Origin of the sequence: Enterobacter sp. AC1 (genome assembly GCF_050434705.1) — a bacterium.
Taxonomy (GTDB): domain Bacteria; phylum Pseudomonadota; class Gammaproteobacteria; order Enterobacterales; family Enterobacteriaceae; genus Enterobacter; species Enterobacter cloacae_L.
On record NZ_JBNDIZ010000003.1, the window covers coordinates 668,844 to 695,070 of the forward strand.

Below are 26,227 nucleotides of genomic sequence, written 5' to 3' on the forward strand. Positions count from 1 at the left end.
TCACAGCACCAAACGTTACATGTTACCTTTGAGGTCATTTGTTTTTAAAACAATAAGATAGATGGATAAACGTGCCTGAAGGCTGCTAGTTTTATAACCATGACGCACCCCGAGTGCGCGGTTCAATAAGAGAGAAAGCCATGAAACGAGCCGTGAACGCCCTACAAAATTTCGGAAAATCGTTGTACGGACCGGTGCTGATCTTACCGATCGTCGGTCTGTTTATCGCCTTTGGTAACGTGCTGGGTAACGGTAATCTCGCGGAATATCTGCCGTTTCTTGGCCATCCGCTGATTCAGCACCTTGGTCAGCTTATCGCGAAGTCTGCCGTGTCGGTGCTGGTCAACCTGGCGCTGGTGTTTGCCGTCGGCATTCCGATTGGCCTGGCGACCCGCGATAAAGGCTATGCCGCGCTGATTGGCCTGGTGACCTTTGTGGTGTTCATCAACGCCATGAACGTCACGCTACAGCTTCAGGGCGCACTGGCGCCTGCCGAGCAGATGAAAGCGGCCGGACAGACCATGGTGCTGGGCGTGCAGGTGCTGGAGATGGGCGTTTTCGCCGGGATACTGACCGGGGCGCTCTCCGGCTACCTGTACAACAAATACTCCGGCGTACAGTTTAACGGCGCGATGGCGATTTACTCCGGCCACTGTTTTGTCGCCATCGTCATGCTCCCCGTCTCCATGCTGCTCGGCGTGGTGATGAGTGAGCTGTGGCCGTTTGCCCAGCACGGCATTAGCGCCCTGGCGCTGGCCATCAAAGGCTCCGGGCCTTTTGGCGTAGCAATCTACGGTTTCCTGGAACGCATTCTGGTGCCTACCGGCCTGCACCATTTGGTCTACACGCCGTTCCTCTATACCGAGCTGGGCGGCACGCAGGAAGTATGCGGCGCAACCTATCAGGGCGCGCGCAATATCTACTTCGCCGAGATGGCCTGCCCGGACGTGAAGCAGCTCAGCAGCACCGTGGTGTGGGATGCGCGCGGCATCAGCAAAATGTTCGGCCTGCCTGCCGCCGCGCTGGCGATGTACATGACCGCGAAGCCGGAGCGGAAAGCCATTGCGAAAGCCATTTTGATCCCGGCAGCGCTCACCTCTCTGCTGGTCGGCGTGACCGAACCCATTGAGTTCTCCTTCCTGTTCGTCGCCCCGCTGCTCTTCGTGGTGCACGCGGTGCTGACCGGCATCGGCATGATGCTGTTCTCGCTGCTGGGCGTTCACGCCATCGGCGCCAATGGGATTATCGACTTCATCCTTTATAACCTGCCGCTCGGCACGGAGAAGTCCAACTGGCCGATGTACCTCCTGGTCGGGCTGATCATGTTCGCCCTCTACTTTGTGGTGTTCCGCTTCCTGATCCTGCGCTTCAACATGAAGACGCCCGGCCGTGAGGATGACGATAAGGAGACGCGCCTCTACAGCAAGCAGGAGTACCAGGCCAAAGGCAATAACGACGGGCTGGGCGAGTCCATCGTGGTGGGGCTGGGCGGCCGGGAAAACATTGAAGTGGTGGATAACTGCTACACCCGCCTGCGCGTCACGGTGAAGGATGTCGCCATCATCGACGAGCCGCGCCTGAAGGCGACTGGCGCGAAAGGGATTATCAAACAAGGTAACAACGTTCAGGTGGTCTACGGGCTGCACGTCAAAAAAATGCGAGAAGCCGTTGAGACGTTTCTCTGAAAGGAGCTAAAGATGTTTACACCCCCATTCATTCTGTCGATTGCCGGCGGCGGCAGCACCTACACGCCGGGTATTGTGAAAAGCCTGATGGTGCGTCTGCAGGATTTCCCGCTGGCCGAAATTCGCCTCTACGACATTGACGACGCGCGTCAGAACACCATTGCGCCGGTTGTCGAGAAGGTCATTCGCGACCACAGTCAGAGCATCAAATTCACCGTCACCAGCGACCCGGAAGTGGCCTTTAGCGGCGCGCATTTTGTCTTCGCCCAGATGCGCGTCGGCCAGTACAAGATGCGCGAGCAGGATGAAAAGATCCCGCTGCGCCACGGCGTGGTAGGCCAGGAGACCTGCGGACCCGGCGGGCTGGCGTACGGTCTGCGCACGATCCTGCCGATGGTCGAGCTTATCGATCTGGTGGATCGCTACGCGCACGAGAAAGCCTGGATCGTGAACTACTCCAACCCGGCGGCGATCGTCGCGGAGGGCGTGCGTCGCCTGCGGCCAAATGCACGGGTGCTGAACATCTGCGATATGCCGGTGGCTGCCATGCGTAATATGGGGGCGATTCTGGGCGTCGATCGCCGCAAGCTGGAGGTCGACTACTTCGGCCTGAACCACTTCGGCTGGTTTACCCGCGTGCTGGTGGACGGCGAGGACAAGCTGCCGGAGCTGCGTAAGCATATCGCGAAGTTTGGCCTGCTGACGGAAGACGCGGCCAAAACCGATCCGCAGCATTCCGATCCTTCATGGGTGAAGACCTGGCGCAATATCAAGCCGATTATGGACAACTTCCCGGAGTATCTGCCGAACCCGTACCTGCAGTATTACCTGATGCCGAACCAGATTGTGGAGCATCAGAACCCGGACTATACCCGCGCCAATGAGGTGATGGACGGGCGCGAGAAAAAGCTGTTCGCCGCCGCCGAAGAGTATAAGCGCACCGGGATCCTGCCGGATGCCTTCCACGTGGGCGTGCACGGTGAATTCATCGTTGACGTCGCCTGCTCGCTGGCCTTTAACCTGCGGAGCCGCCATTTGGTGATGGTGGAAAACCGCGGTGCAATTACCAACCTGCCTTACGATGCCGTGGTGGAAGTGCCCGCTTATATCACCTCCGAAGGTCCGGAACCGATTCGCGTCGGCCAGGTGCCGCTGTTCCATCAGACCCTTTTGCAACAGCAGCTCGCCTCTGAACAGCTTCTGGTAGAGGCGACTATCGAAGGAAGCTACGAGAAAGCCCTTCAGGCATTTACCCTTAACCGCACCGTGCCGACCATGGAACACGCGAAGACAATTCTCGACGAAATGATCGAGGCCAACCGCGACTACTGGCCTGCGCTGCAAAAAGCCTGGCAGGACGGCGAAACGGTGAAAAAATAGGGGCTTGCTCGCGAGTTGAACGTGGTTTGCTTGTCGGTGTCAGAAAAAACACCGACAATCCTTTTTTACGGAAAAGAATGGAGGCACCCCATGTCCACCTCATATTTTGTCGCCGCCGACTGGCTGATTGAGCACGGCGACGATCCGGAAGTTCAGATTATTGACGCGCGTATGGCTCCTCCTGGCCAGGAGCATCGCGACGTTCCCGCTGAATACCGCGCAGGTCACCTGCCTGGCGCGGTATTTTTTGATATTGAAGCCCTCTCCGATCACACCTCTCCCCTGCCGCATATGCTGCCGCGCCCGGAAGCGTTTTCCGTGGCGATGCGTGAGCTGGGCGTCAGCAAAGACAAACACCTCGTTGTTTATGACGAAGGTAACCTCTTCTCGGCGCCGCGCGCGTGGTGGATGCTGAAAAACTTCGGCGTGGAAAAGGTCTCGATTCTGGCGGGCGGCCTCGCAGGCTGGAAGCGCGACGAGCTGCCGCTCCAGCAGGGCGACGTGACGCTGCCGGAAGGCGAATTCGATGCCTCCTTCGACGCGCACGTGGTGAAACGCCTGACCGACGTGCTGGTCGTTAGCCATGAAAAAACGGCGCAAATCGTCGATGCCCGCCCTGCGCCACGCTTTAATGCAGAAGCGGACGAACCGCGTCCGGGGCTGAAGCGCGGCCATATTCCGGGCGCGCTGAACGTGCCGTGGGGCGATCTGGTGTTTGAGGGCGAACTGAAAACCACCGACGAGCTGCGCGCTATTTTTGACCGTGCGGGCGTGGATTTACGCCGTCCAGTTATTGCCAGCTGCGGCTCCGGCGTAACGGCCTGCGTGGTGATTCTGGCGCTCGCCACGCTCGGTGCGAACGACGTCACGCTCTACGACGGTGCCTGGAGCGAATGGGGCGCGCGCGACGACCTGCCGGTTGAACCGGCGAAGTAATGGATAACCGCCTGGCCACGCTGTTAACGCGCGGGGCGTCCCTGACCCGCGCGGAGTATCGCGTCCTCGCCCACCTCACTGAGCACCCACTGCTGGTGGGCAAGATTACGGTTCGCGAGCTGGCACAGGCGACGTTCGTATCAACTGCCACCATCATGCGGCTGTGCCAAAAGCTGGGGTTCAGCGGCTTTAGCGAGTTTATCTGGCACTGCAAGCAGTTGCTTTCCGACACGCCGCATATTGCCGCTCAGGCGCCCTCCCTTCCAGAACTCCCGGCGCTGTTTAATCAGTTTATCGCCAACTATCAGCACACCTTCCGGTGGGTCACGCAGGAGAAGCGCCAGCAGTTTGCCGACCTGCTGCGCCAGAAAGAGAGCTTCTTTCTCTACGGCGCCGGTTTTTCCTATCTCTTTGCCGAGTATCTGACCAAGAAACTGCAGGTGCTGGGCAAAACGGCGTTTATCTCCGGGCCGGGCGACAGCCGGAATATTTTTCTCAGCAACGCCGCACGCTATCAGGTATTTATTGCCGTCTCGCGCAGCGGTGAAACGGAACAGGTGCTGGATAAAGCGCGGATAGCCAAAAACGTCGGCATGACGATCGTCGCCTTTACCCGCGCCTCGGCCAATACGCTGGCGGGAATGGCGGACGTGCACTTTGCCCTCTATGACGAAGCGGTACACTTCGCCGCCGAAGCCGCGGGGGTGACGTCGTTTGAGTCGAATCTGGTGCTGCTGATGGATTTACTGCTGCTGGAAGCAACGGGGTGATATTCACCCCGCCGTAATCAGATGATGCGGTTGGTTTTGAGATCGCGCAGGAAGCCGCCCCAGCGACGCTCGTAGAACGGCGTGATGTGCTCGGTAATAAAGTGGCTGATGCCCTTCTCACCGTTCTTGACCTGACAGATATCAATCGGCTCATCGCCCGGCAGCGTGTCGGTCGCCACGCTTCCCGCCGCCTGAATGATATCCTCAATATCGCCATCGGCTTCAATACCGATCAGCAGCACGGGCTGTTCGTCCGCGCGCTCTTTAATAGAACAGAGGAACGCGCGCCTGACGGGCTTGAGCGTTTTGAACAGCGTGGTCAGAGAGTCGATCATCTGCGCGGGCGGCTCGGCCACTTCAGACAGCAGCAGCGTTTCGCCCCCTTCCAGCACTTCCTGAGTGCTGAGCGGGTTGCCCTCTTCGCCAATCAGATGGCTGATTTCACGCGGCGTGAACTCTTTTCCGGTCGGCAGCTTCGCGTTGAGGAACAGCGTCTGGCCCAGCGTCATTTCAAACAGGGTGCGCACCGGCATCACCACAAACGCCTGTTCGTCTTCTACCGCTTTCTGCAGCGCTTCCAGCGAGGTGAAGAACGGGATCACCGAGGTGCCGTCGTCCTTCTCCCAGTGCAGGAGATCCAGCGCGCTGTCTTCTACGACCTGCTCACCTTCCGCCGCGGTGCCCGGCACCCAGACGGTGGATTCCAGCAGCTTGCGGAAAAATGCCGGACGGTGGGCGGGCTCGGTCGCCGCCTGCTCCAGCAGGGATTCTAATTCGTTTTTGGTTTCTGACATAACAATTCCAGATGATGCATTTCCCCCTCACCCTAACCCTCTCCCCAAAGGGGAGAGGGAATTTGAACACCCTCTCCCCTTTGGGGAGAGGGCTGGGATGAGGGGGCAACGATTACTCAGCCGTCAGCAGGTTCGCCACGGTACGCACGCCCAGACCGGTCGCGCCCGCGGACCACTGCTCAACCGCCGCTTTACGGTACGTCGCGGAGCAGTCAATGTGCAGCCAGCCCTCATGGTAGTTCTCAACGAAGTGAGACAGGAAGCCTGCTGCGGTGCTTGCACCCGCCGGGTACGCCGCGCTCGCGGTGTTGTTCAGCTCGGCAAAGTTAGACGGCAGCTGGCTGCGGTGGAACTCGGCCAGCGGCAGGCGCCAGAACGGCTCGTTCTCTGCGGCAGCGCTTGCCAGCAGGCGCGCGGCCAGCTTGTCGTCGAAGCTGAACAGCGCATGGTAGTCGTTGCCCAGGGCGGTTTTCGCCGCACCGGTCAGGGTCGCCATGTCGATAATCAGCTCTGGCTTCTGGACAGAGGCGTCGATCAGGCCATCGGCCAGCACCAGGCGGCCTTCCGCGTCGGTGTTCATCACCTCAACGTTTTTGCCGTTGCGGTAGCGAATGATGTCGCCCAGCTTGAAGGCGTTACCGCTGACCATGTTGTCGGCGCAGCACAGGTAGAGCTTCACGCGCTTGTTCAGACCGCGGGTAATCGCAAACGCCAGCGCGCCGGTGATGGTTGCCGCGCCGCCCATGTCGGACTTCATGGAGTCCATGAACGCGCTCTGCTTCAGGCTGTAGCCGCCGGTGTCGAAGGTGATGCCTTTACCGACCAGGCAGGCAAAGACCGGCGCGGCTTTATCGCCGGTTGGGTTGTAATCCAGCGCCAGCAGTACAGGAGGACGCTCGGAACCGCGCCCCACGGTGTGGATGCCCATATAGTTCTGCTCGCGCAGATCTTCACCTTTGGTGATGCGGTAGGACATTTTTTCGCCCGCCACGCCGCACAGCAGGTCAACCGCGCGCTGCGCCAGCTGTTCCGGTCCCAGCTCTTCCGCCGGTGCGTTAATGGTGTCGCGCACCCAGTCGATGATGTTCAGGCGGCTTTCCAGCTCTTTCTGACCGGCTTCATCAAGGTTAGCCCACTCAATTTTGCGGGTGCCTTTCGGGCCTTTGTAGCCTGCCCAGAATGCCCAGCTGCGGTCGGTGTCCCAGCCTTCGCCTTCCAGAGAGACGTGTTTAATGCCCAGCCCGTCAATTTTACGCGCGGCGCGCTGGATCAGGCCCAAATCATCGTTGCCCGTCAGGTGCAGGGTAATGCCGTCGTTAGTAATGCTCCAGGTGGCTTTCTCGCCCCAGCGCGCATCAGCAGGCTGATTCGAGAGCGTAATCTTCATCGCTTCGGTCATTTTATTTTTCCTTATTAGCAACTAGCAAACGGGCCGCCTGAAGGCAGCCCGTTATGTTATTTATTCTGCTTCATCTAACCAGACTAACAGAATTGCCTCCAGAATTTTTTCATTGGATGCGTTTGGATCGTCGTCGAAATCCTCTAAATCGCAGATCCACTGGTGCATGTCGGTGAATCGTACGGTCTTCGGATCGAGATCCGGGTTCGCGTCGTAGAGCGCTTCGCCGATTTCGCGGCTGTCTGTCCACTTCAGTCCCATATTAATGCTCGCGTGCGTGGTTGATGGTGTAGCGTGGGAATTCCACGACCAGATCTTCATCGGTCACCGCGGCCTGGCAGCTTAAGCGGCTGTCTGGCTCCAGACCCCATGCTTTATCCAGCATGTCGTCTTCGTCTTCGGTGCTCTCGGCGAGAGAGTCAAAACCTTCACGCACGATGCAGTGGCACGTTGTGCAGGCACAGGATTTTTCACAGGCGTGTTCCACTTCGATACCTGCACGCAGGGCAACATCGAGAATGGTCTCACCGGTCTTCGCTTCCAGAACAGCGCCATCCGGACAGAGGTCCGCATGAGGCAAAATTACAATCTTTGGCATATTAAACCTCGTCCACGGACTGGCCTTTCAGCGCGACGCGGACAGATTTGTCCATGCGGCGAGCAGCAAAGTCCTGGGTTTGTTTATCAACGTTTTTAATGGCTTCTTCTATTGCGTCAGCGTCATTGCCATCTGCTACTGCGCTTAAGCGCGCGGCAGCGTCGTCAATCACCTGGCGCTCAGCGGCGCTTAACAGCGCGGCATCGGCAGCGAGCGCGCCGTTCAGGCTCTCCAGCACGCGTGCGGCTTCCACTTTCTGTTCCGCCAGCATACGCGCCTTCACATCCTGCTCGGCGTAGCTCATTGAATCCTGAATCATAGAGGCGATTTCGCCATCGGTCAGGCCGTAGGACGGCTTCACCTGGATGGACGATTCAACGCCGGTCGATTTTTCCATCGCCGTGACGCTCAGCAGGCCGTCCGCATCCACCTGGAAGGTAACGCGAATATGCGCCCCGCCCGCAGGCAGCGCCGGAATTCCGCGCAGCGCAAAGCGCGCCAGCGAGCGGCAGTCCTGCACCAGCTCGCGCTCGCCCTGCATCACGTGGATGGACATCGCGGTCTGGCCGTCTTTAAAGGTGGTGAACTCCTGCGCGCGCGCCACCGGGATGGTGGTATTACGCGGGATCACTTTCTCCACCAGGCCGCCCATGGTTTCTAACCCCAGCGACAGCGGGATGACGTCCAGCAGCAGCATTTCGCTGTCCGGCTTGTTGCCGACCAGGATATCGGCCTGGATTGCGGCGCCCACGGCGACCACTTTGTCCGGGTCGATGGAGGTCAGCGGCGTGCGGCCAAAGAACTCGCCCACGCGTTCACGTACCAGCGGTACGCGGGTGGAGCCGCCCACCATGACCACTTCCAGCACCTCGTTCGCCTCAACGCCCGCATCCTTCAATGCGCGACGGCAGGCCAGCAAGGTGCGTTTCACCAGCGGGGCAATCAGATCGCTGAACTGGTCGCGGGTGATGTCGCCCTGCCAGCCCGCAACGTTAACAGATACCGTCTGCGCATCGCTCAGGGCGATTTTGGCGTCGATAGCCGCATCCAGCAGTTCACGCTGAACGCGAGCATCGCTGCGATCGCTGATGCCAGCCTGCTGGCGGATGTAATCCGCCAGCAGATGGTCGAAGTCATCGCCGCCCAGCGCGGAATCCCCACCGGTCGCCAGCACTTCAAATACCCCGCGGCTTAAGCGCAGGATCGAAATATCAAAGGTGCCGCCGCCGAGGTCGTAAACCGCAATCACACCTTCCTGACCGGAGTCGAGGCCGTAGGCAATCGCCGCCGCCGTCGGTTCATTCAGCAGGCGCAGCACGTGCAGGCCCGCCAGACGCGCGGCGTCTTTGGTGCCCTGACGCTGTGCGTCGTCAAAGTAGGCCGGAACGGTAATGACCACGCCGTCCAGATCGCCGCCAAGCGTCGCCGTCGCGCGGGCCGCCAGCGCTTTGAGGATATCAGCAGAAACACGAATCGGGTTCAGAAGGCCTGCCGCCGTCGCGATCATCGGCAGGCCGTTTTCACTGGCCTGCAGCTGATAAGGCAGATGCGGGTAGCGGGTCTGGATATCGGCCAGCGAGCGGCCCATCATGCGCTTCACGGAGCTGATGGTGTTGGCCGGATCGCGCGCGGCGTTGGCGCGGGCGTCATAGCCTACCGCGTGACCCTGCTGCTGGTAGTGGACCACGGAAGGCAGCAGATGGCGGCCCTGCTCGTCAGCCAGGGTTTCCGCCTGGCCGCTACGCACGGTCGCCACGAGGGAATTGGTGGTGCCCAGATCGATACCCACCGCCAGACGACGCTGGTGCGGTGTGGCACTTAAGCCAGGCTCACTAATTTGTAATAAGGCCATAATTGCTTCCGAAATTAAAAATCGAGCAGCTTTTCTTCGAGTTGTTCAGCACTGCTTCGCAGTTTATCGAGAAAACGGAGTTTGCGCACAGTATCTGCCGCCACGTCCCAGGTCTCGTTGTTCAGTTGCTCCACCATCTGCTGATGGCGGGTATCGAACATGCCCTTCACGCGCGTGATAAAGCTTTCCAGACGCGCTTCGTCTTTGGCCTGTTCAATCTCATCGAGCTCTTCGCGAAGCTCCAGCTGTTCCATCAGAAACGCGGTGTCGCGCACGGTGTGCTGTTCGCTCGCGAGATCAAAGCCGTGGAGCGAAAGCAGATATTCTGCACGCGCCAGCGGATGGCGCAGCGTCTGCCAGGCCTGGTTGATGGTCGCAGAGTGCGAGACCGCAGCCAGTTGCTCTGACTGCGTACCACTGGCGAATTTATCCGGATGATACTGACGTTGCAGATCCTGAAAACGGATCGTCAGCGTCTGGAGATCGATCGGGTATTGAGCGGGTAGTCCGAAGAGAGTGAAGTAATCCATAACAATCTCAGGGGTAGCCTGTTAGAACAAACCCCACGCGTAGCAGGTAAGCCACGGTGGGGTTTCGGATGACGCGCGGTTAAACGTGGAAGCTTTCGCCGCAACCACACTCGTCTTTGACGTTCGGGTTCGTGAATTTGAACCCTTCATTCAGGCCTTCTTTGACGAAGTCCAGCTGAGTGCCGTTGAGGAATTGCAGGCTTTTGCCATCGACCACCACCTTCACGCCTTTGTCTTCAAACACGGTGTCGTCAGACGCCGGCTCATCAACAAACTCCAGTACGTAAGCCATACCAGAACAGCCGGAGGTACGTACGCCCAGTCGCAGGCCAAAGCCTTTACCACGGTTCGCCAGAAAAGAGCTTACTCGCGCGGCAGCGCTGTCGCTAAGGGTAATCGACATACTCAAACCTCAATTATTTTGCTTCACGTTTGCTTTTGTAATCCGCAATGGCGGCTTTGATCGCGTCTTCTGCCAGAATAGAACAGTGAATTTTCACCGGTGGCAGTTCGAGTTCTTCAGCAATATCCGTGTTCTTGATTGCCTGTGCTTCGTCCAGAGACTTGCCCTTCACCCATTCGGTCACCAGGGAGCTGGACGCAATAGCAGAACCGCAGCCGTAGGTCTTGAAGCGCGCGTCTTCAATGATACCTTCATTGTTGACTTTAATCTGCAACTTCATCACGTCGCCACACGCCGGTGCGCCAACCATGCCGCTACCGACAGATTCGTCGCTGTTGTCAAAAGAGCCAACGTTGCGCGGGTTTTCGTAATGATCGATGACTTTTTCGCTGTATGCCATGATTGAATTCTCCTTATGTACCGATTAGTGATGTGACCATTCAATGCTGTTCAGATCCACGCCCTGCTTGAACATTTCCCACAGTGGAGAAAGGTCGCGCAGACGGCCAATGGAGTTGCGAACCAGCTTGATGGTGTAGTCAATCTCTTCTTCGGTAGTGAAACGACCTAAAGAGAAACGGATAGAGCTGTGTGCCAGCTCGTCAGTCATACCCAGCGCGCGCAGCACGTAGGATGGCTCAAGGCTTGCAGACGTACAGGCAGAACCGGAAGAAACCGCCAGGTCTTTCAGGGCCATAATCAGCGATTCGCCTTCAACATAGTTGAAGCTGACGTTGAGGATGTTCGGAGCGCCCTGCTCGAGATCGCCGTTCAGATACACTTCTTCCATATCCTTCACGCCGTCCCACAGACGGTTACGCAGCGTGCGCAGGCGTGCCATCTCGGTTTCCATCTCTTCTTTTGCAATGCGGTAAGCTTCGCCCATGCCCACGATCTGGTGAACAGGCAGCGTACCGGAACGCATGCCGCGCTCGTGACCGCCACCGTGCATCTGTGCTTCGATGCGGATACGCGGTTTACGACGAACGTACAGCGCGCCGATGCCTTTCGGGCCATAGATTTTGTGGCCGGAGAAGGACATCAGATCCACTTTCAGCTGACTCAGGTCGATAGGCAGTTTGCCCACGCTCTGGGTCGCGTCAACGTGGTAGATGATACCGCGCGCGCGGCACATTTCGCCGATGGTCGCGATGTCTTGTACCACGCCGATTTCGTTGTTGACGTGCATGATGGAAACCAGAATGGTGTCATCACGCATGGCCGCTTCGAGCTCTTTCAGGTCAATAATACCGTTGCTCTGTGGTGCCAGGTAAGTCACTTCGTACCCTTCACGCTCCAGCTGACGGCAGGTGTCCAGCACGGCTTTGTGTTCGGTTTTGCTGGTGATGATGTGCTTGCCTTTTTTCTGATAAAAGTTGGCTGCACCTTTGATCGCCAGGTTGTCGGATTCGGTCGCACCGGAGGTGAAAACAATCTCACGCGGGTCGGCGCCCACCAGGTCGGCAATCTGATTACGGGCGATATCAACTGCCTCTTCAGCATGCCAGCCAAAACGGTGTGAACGGGAAGCTGGGTTACCAAAGTTTCCGTCCAGGGTCAGACACTGCATCATTTTCTCGGCAACACGCGGGTCCACCGGCGTGGTTGCGGAGTAGTCGAGATAAATCGGTAATTTCATTGCTCTATAAACTCCGTACATCGCTTCAATGCAAGGAATCAGGCAACCGGCTGGATGTACGACCGAGTACGCGGGGCAGCTTCGCCCCGGCCTGATTCTGAAATACTTATCTTTTTATTACGCGCGCAGTTTGACGTCGATAGCGTCCTGCGCGCGGGTGCTGCGTTGGGAATCCTGGCTGTGCTGACGGCCTGATACGTCCAGAACTTCCTGGTTATTCACCAGCTCACCGAGGGTGATGTTGTTCAGGAAGCCGGTCAGACGGTCGCTCAGATCGCGCCACAGCGCGTGGGTCAGGCACTTATCCCCGCCCTGGCAGCCGCCTTTACCCTGGCAACGGGTCGCGTCAACGGATTCGTCAACTGCGCTAATCACTTCGCCAACTGCAATACTGCCCGCGTCTTTACCCAGCAGATAACCGCCGCCTGGGCCACGAACGCTGGAAACCAGTCCATTTTTACGCAGTCTGGAGAACAGCTGTTCCAGATAAGAGAGGGAGATCCCTTGTCGTTCAGAAATATCAGCCAACGGAACCGGGCCCGCTTCGGAGTTGAGCGCAACGTCCAGCATCGCGGTCACGGCATAACGCCCTTTAGATGTCAGTCTCATGTCTTACTTAACCTCAAACTCGCCCCTGCCCGGGGTTTTTTATAGTAAAATGGGGTATTGCATAGCAGGGCCAAGTCTGACATTCCTGACTAAAATGGTCAACTATTTACTTGACTGTTTTAGTCAGGTATTTAACCTTCTGTGCCGTTTTACCTGGGTGCGGCCTGATGCCCTCACCCCGGCCCTCTCCCACGGGGAGAGGGAGAAAAAAAACCGGCACTATTCTTTATTCTTCTGCTCAATCGACGCCAGAATCCCGCGCAGGATGTTCAGCTCCTGGCTTTCCGGGCGGGCGCGGGTGAACAGACGGCGCAGCTTGTTCATCACCTGTCCCGGGTGACCTTCACGGATAAAACCGGTTGAGAGCAGCGTCTGCTCCAGGTGGCCATAGAAACGCTCAAGGTCGTCCACCAGCGGGTAGGCAGTTTCTTCCTGCGGCTCCGCGCTGCCTTTCTCCTGGGTTGCCAGCCACGCCATACGCACTTCATAGGCGATAACCTGCACCGCCATCGCCAGGTTCAGCGAGCTGTACTCCGGGTTCGCCGCAATCGCCACGTGGTAATGGCACTTCTGCAGTTCGTCGTTGGTCAGGCCAACGCGCTCGCGGCCGAACACCAGCGCAACCGGTGCTTGTTCGGCTTCTGAGACACTTTTCAGGCCGCATTCACGCGGATCGAGCATTGGCCACGGCAGCGTACGCGAGCGCGCGCTGGTTCCCACCACCAGGCTGCAACCGGCCAGGGCTTCGTCAAGGGTGTCGACGATCTGCGCATTGCCGATCACGTCGCTGGCACCGGCCGCCAGAGCAATAGCCTGCGAGTCGGGTTTTACCAGCGGGTTAACCAGCCAGAGATTCGTTAAGCCCATGGTTTTCATAGCGCGGGCCACGGAGCCCATGTTGCCGGTGTGCGATGTTTCGACCAGCACGATTCGAATGTTTTGCAGCATAATTTTTAATGTATGAATTCAGTGTCTGAAGAATATTCCGGCATATTATCATAAACGGGAGACATAATCCGATCCCGCTGCTATACTCTGCGCCGATTTTCCTGTTCTTTAACATCCAGTGAGAGAGACCGATGCATCCGATGCTGACCATCGCCGTGCGCGCAGCGCGCAAGGCGGGTAATGTAATTGCCAAACACTACGAAACGCCAGACTCCGTAGAAACCAGCCAGAAAGGCAGCAATGATTTCGTGACTAACGTCGATAAAGCCGCAGAAGCGATTATTATCGAAACGATCCGCAAATCTTACCCGCAGCACACCATCATCACCGAAGAAAGCGGTGAACATGAAGGTACCGATCAGGATGTTCAATGGGTTATCGATCCACTGGATGGCACCACCAACTTCGTCAAACGCCTGCCACACTTCTCTGTGTCTATCGCAGTACGCATCAAAGGCCGTACTGAAGTCGCTGTTGTTTACGATCCAATGCGTAACGAACTGTTCACCGCCACCCGCGGTCAGGGCGCACAGCTGAACGGCTACCGTCTGCGCTGCAGCAATGCACGCGATCTGGACGGTACCATCCTGGCGACCGGCTTCCCGTTCAAGGCGAAACAGCACGCGACCACCTATATGAATATCCTGGGCAAACTGTTTACCGAATGCGCCGACTTCCGCCGCACCGGTTCTGCTGCGCTGGATCTGGCCTACGTTGCGACCGGCCGCGTTGATGGTTACTTCGAGCTGTCACTGAAGCCGTGGGATTTTGCAGCGGGCGAGCTGATCGCACGTGAAGCAGGTGCGATCGTATGCGATTTCACCGGCGGCCATAACTACATGTCTACCGGCAACATCGTTGCGGGTAACCCACGCGTTGTTAAAGCCATGCTGGCAAACATGCGTGATGAACTGAGTGATGCGCTGAAGCGTTAATCCCGGTCATCCCCTCTCCCTGTGGGAGAGGGGATCCCCACTAAAACGACCGCAATCCCCTCCCCACCGGCACCGCGCTCATCCACATCGTCACCGCCGCCACCAGCAGAATCACGCCGCCCGCCAGCGCGAGCGTTGTCCAGCCAACCTGCCGCCATAGCACCGGCGTTTTATTGCCGCTGAGTTTAACCGCCAGCTGACGAAAGCTGTGTACCAGCAGCGCTAAAGACGAAATGGTGAGAGACGTTCCTGCCGCCATCGCCAGCGCGGACAACATTCCCCAGCCAAACACGCCGATTACCTTACTGAACAGCAGCACCATGATCGCCCCCGAGCACGGGCGCATCCCCATCGAGAGAACAATCATCAGCCGCGCGCGCCAGTCGTCGCCGTTCTGTAATTGTTCCTGCGTGGGCAGATGCTGATGCCCGCAGCCGCATTTTTCATCATGCACGTGGTGCGGCGTAAAGGTCTTGAATTTCGGCTTTTGCAGCAGCATGCGCAGCTTTTTAAGCGCCCGCCAGCAGAGAATCAGCCCCAGCACGCCTACCAGCGCGTAACTTCCCTTCTCCAGCCAGAAGCTGCTCATGTGCAGCTGGCGCGCGGGAAGCTGCAAAAGTGACAGCACAACAACAACCAGCGCAATCGCCACGCCCCCCTGAAGCAGCGAAGAGGCCAGCGTCAGGCCGATACTCGATTTCAGCTTTGACGGGTGAGTGGCAAGCCAGGTAGTGATGACGATTTTGCCGTGTCCCGGCCCCAGCGCGTGCAGAACGCCATAGATAAAACTGAACGCCAGCAGGGAACCGCCCGCTTTTGTCGGGTTCTCCGCCACCGCCTTCAGCAGCCCGCTCATCTGCTGGTTGACCTCACGCTGCCAGATGATGCTTTTCATCATCACCTGCGGCCAGGCTTGCCACAGCCATAGCACGCCGCAAACCGCGAACAGCAAAAAGAGCGCCAGCGGCCAGAGGTGCAGCCAGCGGCGCGGTTTTCGAACTGGTGAAGCGATCACTGACATTGTAGCGTTACCTCCTGCGCAAACTGTTTACCCAACTCCATGTCCTCAGGCGGTGCATCTTCCTTATCGAGAGAGACCGCAAAGTTCAGCGTCTCTTCGCTGGGCTTTGGCGTGTGGACGGTAAGCTTGCATTTCTTTTGTAGCGATGCCGGAAGCTGCACGTCGCTGTCCTCGGCGTAGCTCATATCGACATAGTAGGTGGGGTCAAAGGTGGAGAAACGATACTTTTGCCCTGCCAGCGGCTGAGGATGTGCCAGCGGGAGAATAAATGTCAGCACCGCCTGATGCCCGTCTCGCGTCATACCGTATTCCGTGGGCCGGTTAAGAAATTTGACCTTTTGTCCGTTATGCCAGAACTCGGTGAAATAGTGCTGACCGAGCACGTTGGCCATCACTTCTGCCGCCAGTTTTTTCCAGATCTCATCGCCAGGCTTTGCGTTTCCCGCATCATAGAGCAGATCCGCCGAGGTGATTTCATCCATCGTCCAGCGCATTTTCAGGCCGCTCAGCTGCGTGCCGTCGGTGACCAGCTCGGTTTTGAGGCCAATAAAACTGTGAGGATGTGCGCTGACGGCAAAGGTGATAACCGCCAAAAATAACGCCATCGCGCTTTGTTTAACTGTTTGCATCAATTCCTCACGTCAAAAATTCTGTGATGTTCCCCAGCAATCCTGAATGAAAGGCCTGCCGGCGCGCTTTTCAGCGCCCATCCTTTAGCTATTCTTATCAAACATTCACACTGGATACCCGACAGATGATGACGACGCTTGAAATTCCATCTGTGCTTTCCAGTTCGCAGCGCCGCTGCCAGGTGCTTTTAATGCTTTACCTGCCCGATGCTGCCGTCACCGCACAGAGCATAATCGCTGCCAACGGCGTGGACGACGCGATGGCACGGCAAGATATAGCCGAGACGCGCGATGAAATCCAGCGCTATCATCGGCTTGATATCGTCACGCACCTCGACGGCAGCTACCGGATTGAAGGCACCGCCCTGAATCAGCGTTTATGCCTGCTGCACTGGCTGCGCCGGGCGCTGCGGCTGTGCCCGCAGTTCGTCTCACTCCAGTTTACTCCCGCATTAAAAACCGCGCTTAAACAGCACGGCATCGCACGGCCGCTTTACGACGATGCGAACCTGCGGGCGCTGATCAACTTTTGTTCGCGCAAGCTCCAGCGCCAGTTTGAATGCCGCGACGTCCAGTTTTTACAGCTCTATCTGCAATACTGTCTTATTCAGCACCAGATGGGGAATACCCCGCAGTTTTCCCACACTCAGCGCAGCTGGACTCAGTCAAGAGGGGAGTATTTTACGGCGCAGGAGATTGTGCGCCACTGGAAACGGCGCGTCCCGCAGGGTGCTCACGGGGATGAACAGCTGTTTCTGGCGCTGCTGTTTATGATGCTCCGCACGCCCGATCCGGTGCTCGATAAACACCAGCAGGACCAACGCTTGCGCCGGGCCATCGTGCGCATGGTGGCGCGTTTTCGCTCGCAGACCGGGATGAACTTCAGCGATGAGCAAGGGCTGACCGATCAGCTCTATATCCATCTTGCTCAGGCGTTGGACCGCTCGCTGTTTGAGATCGGCATCGACAATAGCCTGCCGGAGGAGATCCATCGTCTCTATCCCCGGCTGTTACGCACCACGAAGGAAGCATTGTTTGAGCTGGAAGCGGAGTTTGGGCTGCGCTTTTCCGATGAGGAGATGAGCCTTGTCGCGGTGATTTTCGGCGCCTGGCTGATGCAGGAGACCGATCTGCACGAAAAGCAGGTGATCCTGCTGACGGGAGACGATAAAGCCAGTGAGGATCTGATTGAACAGCAGCTTCGCGAGCTGACGCTGCTGCCGCTCAACATTCGCTACCTGACGCTGCAGGCTTTCCAGAAAGAGGGGGCACCGCGCGAGGCCGCGCTGGTTATCACCCCCTACCCTACTGCCCTGCCGCTGTTCTCGCCGCCGTTGATTCACGCCGTTGAGACACTGAACGCGCAGCAGCAAGAACATATTCGCGCCATGCTGGAATCATAGCGATGCGCGAGCGGCCACTTTAGGGCGCACAACGATTGCGGGTAAGGCGACTAGCGCCATCACCCAGAAGACGCCATGCCCCAGGTGCTGATAGAGGAACCCCGCAAAGACCGTCATGATCGCAATACTGCCTCCCATCGCAACTGCCGAATACACCGCCTGCAGACGAATAACGTCCCCGCCTTCGCGCGCAGCGATATAGCGCATCGCCGCCAGATGACACACGGTAAACGTGCCGCAGTGAAGAATTTGCGCCACGATCAGCCACGGCAGATCGGTCGTCCAGCCCATGATGCCCCAGCGCGCCACGCCGCACACGGCGGAAAGGAGCAGCAGGTCACGCGCGCCAAAGCGACGGAACAGCTTTTTGCTCAGCGCGAATATAACCACTTCGGCCACCACGCCCAGGGACCACAGGTAGCCAACGGCAGAAGCAGAATATCCCGCCCCCTGCCAGTAGATGGCGCTGAACCCATAGTACGCCGCGTGTGCCCCCTGAAGCAGACAAACACAGGCCAGAAAACGCCAGCTTTGTGTAACCAGGCTTCGCCAGGCAGGCCAGCCTGCGCTCTCCTGATGACGGCTTTCCCCTTGCGGCATTATCGACGGCCGCAGCAGCATGCCCAGCAGCATAGAGGCAATACCGATGCTCAACAGGGCAAGAATGGCGCGGTAATCGTAAAGGCTGACCAGTTTGCCCACCAGCGCAGAGCCAATCACAAACGCAATGGATCCCCACAGGCGCACACGACCGTAGTCCATGGTGATCTGCTTTTGCCAGGTGTTCGCCAGGGCATCCGTCAGCGGCACTAGCGGTGAGAAGAAGAGGTTAAAGCCAACCATCACCACCATTAGCCAGGCAAACTGGTGACTGACCCAGAAGCAGGCCACAAAGACCAGCGTCAGCAGCGCAAGAATGCGCACAGCCTTGATCAGTAAGGAGGGATCGCTCACGCGCGGGGCAATCAGCAGGCTGCCGAGGAAACGCGCCACCAGCCCGGCCCCCAAAAGGACACCGATGGTCTCAGGAGTCAGGCCGATACCCTTGAGCCAGACGCTCCAGAAAGGCAGAAAAATACCGTAGCTAAAGAAATAGGTGAAATAACTGAGCGCCAGCCAGCGCGTGGAATGCAAGACCATGAATCCCTCCCGAAATCGAGGCCATAGTCTGGCGAGAATATAAAAATTAAGCAAGTCGATAGCCTGCTATAAATTAACGAAAAATTAACATGTTGTGCAGTCGTCTGGCTTATGGCAGGGAATGGAAATGTGTATTACGTTTAAATTACTCCACTTGCAGAGGTATTTCTGCCATGAACTCACTTCGTTATCTCGATTTTGGTCAGTCGCGTCACCTGCTGCTGTTGATCGGCCGCATCGCGCTTGTCGTGCTGTTTATTATTTTTGGTTATCCAAAACTGACGGGGTTTAGCGGCACCGTACAATATATGACGTCGCTGGGCACGCCGATGCCCGTGCTGGCGGCCATTATTGCGGTAGTGATGGAAGTGCCTGCCGCCATCCTGATCGTACTGGGCTTTTTCACCCGTCCTCTCGCGGTACTGTTTGTGTTCTACACGCTGGGCACCGCGGTAATTGGTCATCACTACTGGGATATGACCGGTGATGCGGTCGTACCGAATATGATCAACTTCTACAAGAATATCAGTATTGCGGGTGCCTTTATTTTACTGGCAATAGTGGGCCCCGGCGCCATCTCCCTGGACAGGCGTTAAGCCATAAAAAAAGGCCGCAAGTGCGGCCTTTTTATATTTCTGTACAGCAGAGGAATTACGCGTAAACCGGGAAGCGTGCGCAGATATCCAGAACTTTACCTTTAACGCGCTCGATAACCGCTTCGTCATTAATATTGTCCAGAACGTCACACATCCAGCCAGCCAACTCTTTCACTTCCGCTTCTTTAAAGCCGCGGCGAGTCACGGCCGGAGAACCGATACGGATACCGGAGGTCACGAACGGGCTCTTCGGATCGTTTGGCACGCTGTTTTTGTTCACGGTGATGTTGGCGCGGCCCAGGGCAGCGTCAGCTTCTTTACCGGTCAGGTTCTTATCAACCAGATCCAGCAGGAACAGGTGGTTTTCAGTGCCGCCGGACACCACTTTGTAGCCACGGTTCAGGAACACTTCCACCATCGCTTTGGCGTTTTTGGCAACCTGCTGCTGGTAAACCTTGAACTCTGGCTCCATCGCTTCTTTCAGTGCTACCGCTTTTGCCGCGATAACGTGCATCAGCGGGCCGCCCTGCGCGCTTGGGAACACGGCGGAGTTCAGTTTTTTGTACAGCTCTTCGTCACCGCCTTTCGCCAGGATCAGGCCACCGCGTGGTCCCGCCAGGGTTTTGTGGGTGGTGGTGGTCACAACGTGAGCGTGTGGAACCGGGTTCGGGTAAACGCCTGCGGCAATCAGACCGGCAACGTGCGCCATGTCGACGAACAGGTAAGCGCCGATGCTGTCTGCGATTTCACGCATTTTTGCCCAGTCCACGATACCGGAATAAGCAGAGAAACCACCGATGATCATCTTCGGCTTGTGCTCTTTGGCCTGCTTAGCCATGTCTTCGTAGTCAATTTTACCGGACTCATCAATACCGTAAGGGATGATGTTGTACAGTTTGCCGGAGAAGTTAACCGGGGAGCCGTGAGTCAGGTGGCCGCCCTGCGCCAGGTTCATACCCAGAACGGTATCGCCCGGCTGCAGCAGCGCGGTGTAGACCGCGAAGTTAGCCTGAGAGCCAGAGTGCGGCTGGACGTTCGCATAGTCAGCGCCAAAGAGTTCTTTCGCACGGTCGATAGCCAGCTGCTCAACGATATCAACGTACTCGCAACCGCCGTAGTAGCGTTTGCCCGGGTAACCTTCAGCATATTTGTTGGTCAGCTGAGAACCCTGCGCCTGCATAACGCGCGGGCTGGTGTAGTTTTCGGAGGCGATCAGTTCGATGTGCTCTTCCTGACGTACTTTTTCCTGCTCCATAGCCTGCCACAGTTCGGCATCATAATCGGCAATGTTCATTTCACGCTTTAACATCCGCATCTCCTGACTCAGCTAACAAGTAAATTTTGGCCTGAAAAGGCAGTCCTGTTGGACGACGGGCAACAGTATAACTGATTAGTTCTGTGATAACAGGTCTTGACAAACGATTTTACGCAAACGTTTTCCTTCGCGCCACGCAAGGGTTTGAGGAATAAAGCCCTCGCCCATTTCAGCGGATTTCTTTTCAGGTTTGTGATGCACATTTTTCATCTTGCAAAGATCCATTTACAAAGCAGGGTTATTTTTTATAAGATGCATATAAAATACATCATTAAGATCACATCGTAAGGAAGCTGCTATGCTCGACGCTCAAACCATCGCTACCGTTAAAGCCACTATTCCCCTGCTGGTGGAAACCGGTCCTAAACTCACCGCCCATTTCTACGATCGCATGTTCACGCACAACCCGGAGCTCAAAGAGATTTTCAACATGAGCAACCAGCGTAACGGCGATCAGCGCGAAGCCCTGTTCAATGCTATCGCGGCCTACGCCAGCAATATTGAGAACCTGGCAGCGCTGCTGCCTGCGGTGGAGAAAATTGCGCAGAAACATACCAGCTTCCAGATCAAACCCGAGCAGTACAACATTGTGGGCGCTCACCTGCTGGCAACGCTGGACGAAATGTTTAGCCCGGGTCAGGAGGTTCTGGACGCGTGGGGCAAAGCCTACGGCGTGCTGGCAAACGTATTTATCAACCGTGAAGCACAGATCTACAGCGAAAACGCCGGCAAGAAAGGTGGCTGGGAAGGCACGCGCGCGTTCCGCATCGTCGAGAAAACCCCACGCAGTGCATTGATTACCAGCTTTGAATTTGAGCCGGTGGACGGTAAACCTGTTGCCGAATATCAACCGGGCCAGTATCTGGGCGTGTGGCTGAAGCCTGAAGGCTTCCCGCACCAGGAGATCCGCCAATATTCTCTTACCCGAAAGCCAAACGGCAAAGGCTACCGCATTGCGGTGAAACGCGAAGATGGCGGTCAGGTTTCAACCTGGCTGCACAACGAAGCCAGCGTGGGCGACGTGGTTCATCTGGCCGCGCCTGCGGGTGATTTCTTTATGGCCGTTGACGGCAATACGCCAGTGACGCTGATCTCTGCGGGTGTTGGTCAAACGCCAATGCTGGCGATGCTCGATACGCTGGCAAATGCAAACCACGACGCGCAGGTAAACTGGTTCCACGCCGCAGAGAACGGCGACGTTCACGCCTTTGCGGATGAAGTGAAAACGCTCGGGGCGTCCCTGCCGCGCTTCACCGCGCATACTTGGTATCGCCTGCCGACGGACGCAGACCGCCAGGCCTCACGCTTCGACAGCGAAGGTCTGATGAATTTAAGCCAGCATGAAGGGGCGTTTAGCGCACCGGACATGCAGTTTTACGTCTGTGGGCCGGTGGCGTTTATGCAGTATGCCGCGAAGCAGCTGGTAGACCTGGGTGTGGACAAGGACAACATTCATTACGAATGCTTCGGCCCGCATAAAGTGCTGTAATGCAAAAAGCCCCTCGTTCGAGGGGCTTTTTTTTTGCCGGATGGCGGCTGCGCCTTACCCGGCCTACAAAACCGTTGGCAATGTTAAATCGCGGCGTCGTCTTCTTCGCCGGTACGGATACGGATCACGCGCGCCACGTCAAAGACGAAGATTTTACCGTCGCCAATTTTGCCCGTCTGCGCCGTGCGGATAATGGTATCCACACAGGTGTCCACGATATCGTCGCTCACCACGATTTCAATTTTTACTTTCGGCAGAAAGTCCACCATGTACTCTGCGCCACGGTAAAGCTCGGTGTGGCCTTTCTGACGACCAAAACCTTTCACTTCCGTCACGGTCATCCCGGTGATGCCGACTTCCGCCAGCGCTTCACGCACGTCATCCAGTTTGAAAGGTTTAATAATCGCATCAATCTTTTTCATGGTGGGTCCTTAAACTCTTGCCTGTAAGCTGCCTCGTAATCGATTGCTCACAGTATCATATTCAATCGAATTTTGCGGTACTACTCTTTAAAATCGTTGGCTTCAAGCTCGTGACGCGACAGCAGCTTGTAGAACTCGGTGCGGTTACGTCCGGCCATGCGCGCCGCGTGGGTCACGTTGCCTTTGGTTATCTGCAATAGCTTGCGCAGATAGTTAAGCTCGAACTGATTCCTCGCTTCGGCAAACGTCGGCAGCGCCGTGTTTTCCCCTTCCAGCGCCTGCTCCACCAGCGCGTCGCTGATCACCGGTGAGGAGGTCAGCGCCACGCACTGCTCAATCACGTTGACCAGCTGACGCACGTTACCCGGCCAGCTTGCCGTCATCAGTCGTTTCATCGCATCAGTGGAAAACGCGCGCACGAACGGTTTATGACGATCGGCCGCCTGGCGCAAAAGATGGTTCGCCAGCAGCGGAATGTCTTCCGCACGCTCGGCCAGCGCCGGGATCTTCAGGTTCACGACGTTCAGACGGTAGTAGAGATCTTCGCGAAACTCGTTGCGGGCCATCACTTTTGGCAGGTCGCGGTGCGTTGCCGAAATAATACGCACGTTAATATCGATGTCGCGGTTACTGCCCAGCGGGCGGACTTTTCGCTCCTGCAACACGCGCAGCAGTTTAACCTGCAGCGGCGCAGGCATGTCGCCAATCTCGTCGAGGAACAGCGTGCCACCTTCCGCGGCCTGGAACAGCCCTTCCCGGCTGCTTACCGCGCCGGTGAAGGCGCCGCGGGCATGTCCAAACAGTTCAGATTCGAGCAGCTGTTCCGGCAGCGCGCCGCAGTTAATGGCAATAAAGGCGTTTTTGCTGCGCGGGCTGGCGTTGTGAATAGCCTGCGCCAGGATCTCTTTCCCGGTTCCGCTCTGGCCGTTGATGAGCACGCTGACGTCAGACTGTGCCACCATCCGGGCCTGTTCGAGCAAACGCAGCATAATGGGGCTGCGGGTGACGATAGACTCCCGCCACGCTTCATCCCCCGCCGGGGCGGCATGTTCCAGCGCGCTGTCGATCGCCTTATAAAGCGCGTCTTTGTCCACCGGCTTGGTCAGGAAGCTAAATACCCCCTGCTGGGTCGCCGCAACCGCGTCCGGAATCGACCCGTGCGCCGTGAGGATAATCACGGGCATACCCGGCTGCTGCTTTTGGATCTCCGCGAACAGCTGCAGGCCATCCATTTCGTCCATCCGCAGGTCGCTTATCACCAGATCGATTTTCTCGCGGCTGAGGATCTTCAACCCTTCCAGGCCGCTTTCAGCGGTTACGACGCTGTAGCCTTCACTCACCAGACGCATCCCCAGCAGCTTTAACAGCCCGGGATCGTCATCCACCAGTAAGAGATGGGCAGGTTTACGGCTCGTCATGCTTCACATCCTCTTGTTTCGGCGTATCGCTGTCCGGTGCAGCGGATGAGCTCCCCGGTTGATATTTACGCGACGAGAGCTGTCTTTCGATATCGGTCAGGTTTTCCAGCTTGCGCGTCGTGGTATCCAGCTGCGTACGCAAATGCTGTTGCTGTTGACGCAGCGTATCAAGCTCGCTGTCGGTGGACTGCTGCAGCTTGCTATAGCGAGAGCGCTCTTCGGACAGCTGAAGCTGTAATGTCTGCCCATCGCGCCAGAGCTGGTATAACGGGCGAACCTGTACCGGTAGATTGACCACAAACGTGTCCAGTCGGGTCACGCTGGCGCGGCGTTCAACGGGGGTAATTTTTGCATCTGCCAGCAAAATGCCGCGCTTGAAAGCGTCCTGCCAGGTGTCATCATTCAGCATCGCCGCTTTCGAGCGGGCGTCTACTGGCGCAAGACGCTGAGCGCAGTCTATTCCGCGCAGCCAGAACAGCGGGTTGCTTTCGACATCATGCCCTGACAGGTTCCAGATATCGTCACAGCGGGTTGACAGGAAATCTGCCAGTTGATTATCGGGCCATTTATCTTCTTGTTTGCCGCCGATCGCACTTTGCGGCACGTGGGAAACACAGCCTGCCAGGAATAAACACGGCAGACCCAGGCGAAACGTGTTGCAGGAAAACACCGCGCGTACGGCGCGGAAAAAGACGTGTGACATACTCACCAGATATAGATTCATTTTATTGGTTTTTCCGGCTCAGGGGCAGTTCGATACGGAAGCAAACGTCTGAACGTTCGTCCTTGGCAATGTTTAGCTCGCCCTGCATGCGTCGAATACAGTCCCGGGCGATGCTTAAGCCAAGACCGCTTCCTTTAACCGCACCTTTCCGCTGATGACTGCCCTGGAAAAAGGGTTCGAAGATCATCGCTTTTTCGTCATCGGGGATCGGGGTGCCGGTGTTTGCGACGTCAATAAACACCCGTGAACCATTCGTATAGCTTCGGATATAAATGTTACCGGATTCAGTACCATAGTGCACCGCATTGGAGTAAAGATTATCCAGAACGCTCATCAGCAGCATGGGTTCAGCCAGGCACGCGGGCGCATTCAGTTCAACACCGGTATGCATCATTTTAGCTCTTGCCGGCAAGCTATGGGCGGAGATCACCATATCCACCAGCGGTTCAATCTCGACGTCCTCCAGTACAACCGCCCCGTCAGCCAGCTTGCGGTTGTAATCCAGCAGTTGCTCAATCAGCTTTTGCAAATTGCGGCTGCTGTTATCCAGGATCTCGACGATTTCTTTCTGTTCTGACGTAAGCGGGCCTGCCACTTCGTCCGCCAGCAGCTCCGTCCCCTCACGCATGCTGGCCAGCGGCGTTTTTAGCTCATGAGAGATATGGCGCAGGAACTGATGGCGCTGGGATTCGAGCCACGCCAGGCGCTCGGACAGCCAGATAATACGCTGGCCGACGGAGCGCAGCTCGCGCGGTCCTTTAAAGGCGACCGTATCGCCGAGCGATTTCCCTTCCCCCAGGCGGTTGATCATCCGCTGGATACCCTTCACCGGGCCGATGATCATGCGGGTAAAGAGCACGACCAGCCCAAGGCTCACCAGAAACAGCACCAGCGCCTGCCAGCCGAAGAACTGGCCGCGCTCGGCAATTTCCTGCTGGAGCTGCTGGCCGCGAGAGAAAATCACCGTGCGCGTTGACTGCACCATCTCGGTGTTGGCGCTGGCAAAGGCCTCAAGGCGCGCGGCGGCAGCGGCATCCGGCCCGCTATTGTGGCACTGCAGCTGCGCGAGATCGTTTAAATCCTGACGTAACGCCTGATACAGTTTGTCGTCAGGCAGTACCCCCGCGTGCGCGTCCAGCATTTCGCTGTAGCGTTTACGCTGGCTCTGATAAACCTTTTCCAGCGTCCGATCGTCAAGCACGCAATACTGGCGATAGCTTCGCTCCATCTCCAGCGCGGCGTTGGTCATCGCCTCACTGCGTCTGGCATCTATAAGCGTCGTGCGGTTGGTCAATGCCGCCTGAGCACTCAGCGCGTTCAAGCTTTGCCACGCCTGCCAGGCAAGGATCAGTAATGGCAGCAGGATCAGCAGGAAGGCCATCATGACGAGCTGTCGCAGGGAGCGGGGGAAAACGGGCCAGCGTTTCAACGCATTACTCTCTTAATGGGGGGTTTACGCAGAGCGTAACTGAGTCTGCCCTTCAGATACAACAAAGCCGGGTAAAAACCCGGCTTTGTCATGGAATGAGGCGGTGCCTAACTCGACGTTTCGCCCTGGCCTGATAAAGCATCGCTATGATCAGTAGTTGGAC

General features: G+C 57.2%; 27 protein-coding genes. 8 read left to right on the forward strand and 19 right to left on the reverse strand.

Annotation, left to right across the window (positions count from 1 at the left end):
* Positions 1-140: 140 nt before the first annotated feature.
* The 4 genes from M2433_RS12845 to M2433_RS12860 all read left to right on the forward strand — a co-directional run bounded on the left by M2433_RS12845 (position 141) and on the right by M2433_RS12860 (position 4,771).
* Complete coding sequence (locus M2433_RS12845) at positions 141-1,685, forward strand: PTS transporter subunit EIIC (protein ID WP_429053913.1); 1,545 nt, start codon at positions 141-143, stop codon at positions 1,683-1,685.
* Between the two features lie 12 nt (positions 1,686-1,697).
* Complete coding sequence (locus M2433_RS12850; protein WP_429053910.1) at positions 1,698-3,065, forward strand: 6-phospho-alpha-glucosidase; 1,368 nt, start codon at positions 1,698-1,700, stop codon at positions 3,063-3,065.
* A 90-nt stretch (positions 3,066-3,155) separates the two neighbouring features.
* Complete coding sequence (gene sseA / locus M2433_RS12855) at positions 3,156-4,001, forward strand: 3-mercaptopyruvate sulfurtransferase (RefSeq protein WP_429053907.1); 846 nt, start codon at positions 3,156-3,158, stop codon at positions 3,999-4,001.
* Positions 4,001-4,771 (forward strand): MurR/RpiR family transcriptional regulator, encoded by a 771-nt coding sequence (locus M2433_RS12860; protein WP_429053904.1) that lies wholly within the window; start codon positions 4,001-4,003, stop codon positions 4,769-4,771. Before sseA ends, M2433_RS12860 begins: the two co-directional genes overlap by 1 nt.
* A gap of 17 nt (positions 4,772-4,788) precedes the next feature.
* On the opposite strand, the gene sseB is transcribed toward M2433_RS12860, so the two are convergent.
* The 11 genes from sseB to trmJ all read right to left on the reverse strand — a co-directional run bounded on the left by sseB (position 4,789) and on the right by trmJ (position 13,543).
* A complete protein-coding gene (sseB, locus tag M2433_RS12865) occupies positions 4,789-5,565 on the reverse strand; it encodes an enhanced serine sensitivity protein SseB (RefSeq protein ID WP_429053901.1) in 777 nt (258 codons plus the stop codon).
* Positions 5,566-5,677: 112 nt separating this feature from the next.
* Positions 5,678-6,964 carry an aminopeptidase PepB gene (gene pepB / locus M2433_RS12870; protein ID WP_429053900.1) on the reverse strand — a complete coding sequence of 429 codons (1,287 nt, stop codon included), beginning with the start codon at positions 6,962-6,964 and terminating at the stop codon, positions 5,678-5,680.
* Between the two features lie 60 nt (positions 6,965-7,024).
* Complete coding sequence (gene iscX, locus M2433_RS12875) at positions 7,025-7,225, reverse strand: Fe-S cluster assembly protein IscX (protein ID WP_003860650.1); 201 nt, start codon at positions 7,223-7,225, stop codon at positions 7,025-7,027.
* 1 nt (position 7,226) lies between these two features.
* Positions 7,227-7,562 (reverse strand): ISC system 2Fe-2S type ferredoxin, encoded by a 336-nt coding sequence (gene fdx / locus M2433_RS12880; protein ID WP_003860652.1) that lies wholly within the window; start codon positions 7,560-7,562, stop codon positions 7,227-7,229.
* 1 nt (position 7,563) lies between these two features.
* Entirely contained in the window at positions 7,564-9,414 is a 1,851-nt protein-coding gene (gene hscA / locus M2433_RS12885) for a Fe-S protein assembly chaperone HscA (protein ID WP_429053894.1), read from the reverse strand.
* Positions 9,415-9,428: 14 nt separating this feature from the next.
* Positions 9,429-9,944 carry a co-chaperone HscB gene (gene hscB / locus M2433_RS12890; RefSeq protein WP_429053891.1) on the reverse strand — a complete coding sequence of 172 codons (516 nt, stop codon included), beginning with the start codon at positions 9,942-9,944 and terminating at the stop codon, positions 9,429-9,431.
* A 79-nt stretch (positions 9,945-10,023) separates the two neighbouring features.
* Positions 10,024-10,347, reverse strand: a complete 324-nt coding sequence (gene iscA / locus M2433_RS12895) for an iron-sulfur cluster assembly protein IscA (RefSeq protein ID WP_003860659.1) — start codon at positions 10,345-10,347, stop codon at positions 10,024-10,026.
* A 13-nt stretch (positions 10,348-10,360) separates the two neighbouring features.
* On the reverse strand, positions 10,361-10,747 hold the full coding sequence (gene iscU, locus M2433_RS12900; RefSeq protein WP_003860661.1) for a Fe-S cluster assembly scaffold IscU: 387 nt from the start codon (positions 10,745-10,747) through the stop codon (positions 10,361-10,363).
* A gap of 24 nt (positions 10,748-10,771) precedes the next feature.
* Positions 10,772-11,986, reverse strand: coding sequence for a cysteine desulfurase (gene iscS, locus M2433_RS12905; RefSeq protein ID WP_008502157.1), 1,215 nt, complete (start codon positions 11,984-11,986; stop codon positions 10,772-10,774).
* A gap of 117 nt (positions 11,987-12,103) precedes the next feature.
* Entirely contained in the window at positions 12,104-12,595 is a 492-nt protein-coding gene (gene iscR, locus M2433_RS12910; RefSeq protein ID WP_024908641.1) for a Fe-S cluster assembly transcriptional regulator IscR, read from the reverse strand.
* A 219-nt stretch (positions 12,596-12,814) separates the two neighbouring features.
* A complete protein-coding gene (gene trmJ, locus M2433_RS12915; protein WP_371182966.1) occupies positions 12,815-13,543 on the reverse strand; it encodes a tRNA (cytosine(32)/uridine(32)-2'-O)-methyltransferase TrmJ in 729 nt (242 codons plus the stop codon).
* Positions 13,544-13,674: 131 nt separating this feature from the next.
* Here trmJ and suhB point away from each other — a divergent pair, with 131 nt between their 5' ends.
* Complete coding sequence (gene suhB / locus M2433_RS12920; protein WP_003860668.1) at positions 13,675-14,478, forward strand: inositol-1-monophosphatase; 804 nt, start codon at positions 13,675-13,677, stop codon at positions 14,476-14,478.
* Positions 14,479-14,518: 40 nt separating this feature from the next.
* Here suhB and M2433_RS12925 read toward each other — a convergent pair whose 3' ends face one another.
* Positions 14,519-15,499: a nickel/cobalt transporter gene (locus M2433_RS12925; RefSeq protein ID WP_429053882.1), complete on the reverse strand. Its 981-nt coding sequence runs from the start codon at positions 15,497-15,499 to the stop codon at positions 14,519-14,521.
* On the reverse strand, positions 15,490-16,128 hold the full coding sequence (locus tag M2433_RS12930) for a DUF1007 family protein (protein WP_429053880.1): 639 nt from the start codon (positions 16,126-16,128) through the stop codon (positions 15,490-15,492). The genes M2433_RS12925 and M2433_RS12930 overlap by 10 nt, the downstream gene beginning before the upstream one ends.
* A gap of 125 nt (positions 16,129-16,253) precedes the next feature.
* On the opposite strand from M2433_RS12930, the gene csiE reads away from it, so the two are divergent.
* Positions 16,254-17,531: a stationary phase inducible protein CsiE gene (csiE, locus tag M2433_RS12935; protein WP_429053878.1), complete on the forward strand. Its 1,278-nt coding sequence runs from the start codon at positions 16,254-16,256 to the stop codon at positions 17,529-17,531.
* Here the strand turns inward: csiE and M2433_RS12940 are convergent.
* Complete coding sequence (locus M2433_RS12940; RefSeq protein ID WP_429053875.1) at positions 17,526-18,671, reverse strand: 3-phenylpropionate MFS transporter; 1,146 nt, start codon at positions 18,669-18,671, stop codon at positions 17,526-17,528. The genes csiE and M2433_RS12940 overlap by 6 nt on opposite strands.
* A 173-nt stretch (positions 18,672-18,844) precedes the next feature.
* On the opposite strand from M2433_RS12940, the gene M2433_RS12945 reads away from it, so the two are divergent.
* Positions 18,845-19,267 carry a DoxX family protein gene (locus M2433_RS12945; protein WP_429053873.1) on the forward strand — a complete coding sequence of 141 codons (423 nt, stop codon included), beginning with the start codon at positions 18,845-18,847 and terminating at the stop codon, positions 19,265-19,267.
* 55 nt (positions 19,268-19,322) lie between these two features.
* On the opposite strand, the gene glyA is transcribed toward M2433_RS12945, so the two are convergent.
* Positions 19,323-20,576 (reverse strand): serine hydroxymethyltransferase, encoded by a 1,254-nt coding sequence (glyA, locus tag M2433_RS12950; protein WP_008502165.1) that lies wholly within the window; start codon positions 20,574-20,576, stop codon positions 19,323-19,325.
* A 304-nt stretch (positions 20,577-20,880) separates the two neighbouring features.
* Here glyA and hmpA point away from each other — a divergent pair, with 304 nt between their 5' ends.
* Positions 20,881-22,071 carry an NO-inducible flavohemoprotein gene (gene hmpA / locus M2433_RS12955; RefSeq protein ID WP_429053870.1) on the forward strand — a complete coding sequence of 397 codons (1,191 nt, stop codon included), beginning with the start codon at positions 20,881-20,883 and terminating at the stop codon, positions 22,069-22,071.
* An 83-nt stretch (positions 22,072-22,154) separates the two neighbouring features.
* On the opposite strand, the gene glnB is transcribed toward hmpA, so the two are convergent.
* The 4 genes from glnB to qseE all read right to left on the reverse strand — a co-directional run bounded on the left by glnB (position 22,155) and on the right by qseE (position 26,064).
* Positions 22,155-22,493 (reverse strand): nitrogen regulatory protein P-II, encoded by a 339-nt coding sequence (glnB, locus tag M2433_RS12960; protein WP_003860685.1) that lies wholly within the window; start codon positions 22,491-22,493, stop codon positions 22,155-22,157.
* A gap of 80 nt (positions 22,494-22,573) precedes the next feature.
* The gene (gene glrR / locus M2433_RS12965; RefSeq protein ID WP_047346771.1) at positions 22,574-23,911 is read right to left on the reverse strand and encodes a two-component system response regulator GlrR; all 1,338 of its coding nucleotides are present in this window, start codon (positions 23,909-23,911) and stop codon (positions 22,574-22,576) included.
* Positions 23,898-24,635 carry a two-component system QseEF-associated lipoprotein QseG gene (gene qseG, locus M2433_RS12970; protein ID WP_429053866.1) on the reverse strand — a complete coding sequence of 246 codons (738 nt, stop codon included), beginning with the start codon at positions 24,633-24,635 and terminating at the stop codon, positions 23,898-23,900. The genes glrR and qseG overlap by 14 nt, the downstream gene beginning before the upstream one ends.
* 1 nt (position 24,636) lies before the next feature.
* Positions 24,637-26,064, reverse strand: coding sequence for a two component system sensor histidine kinase QseE/GlrK (qseE, locus tag M2433_RS12975; protein ID WP_429053864.1), 1,428 nt, complete (start codon positions 26,062-26,064; stop codon positions 24,637-24,639).
* Positions 26,065-26,227: the final 163 nt, after the last annotated feature.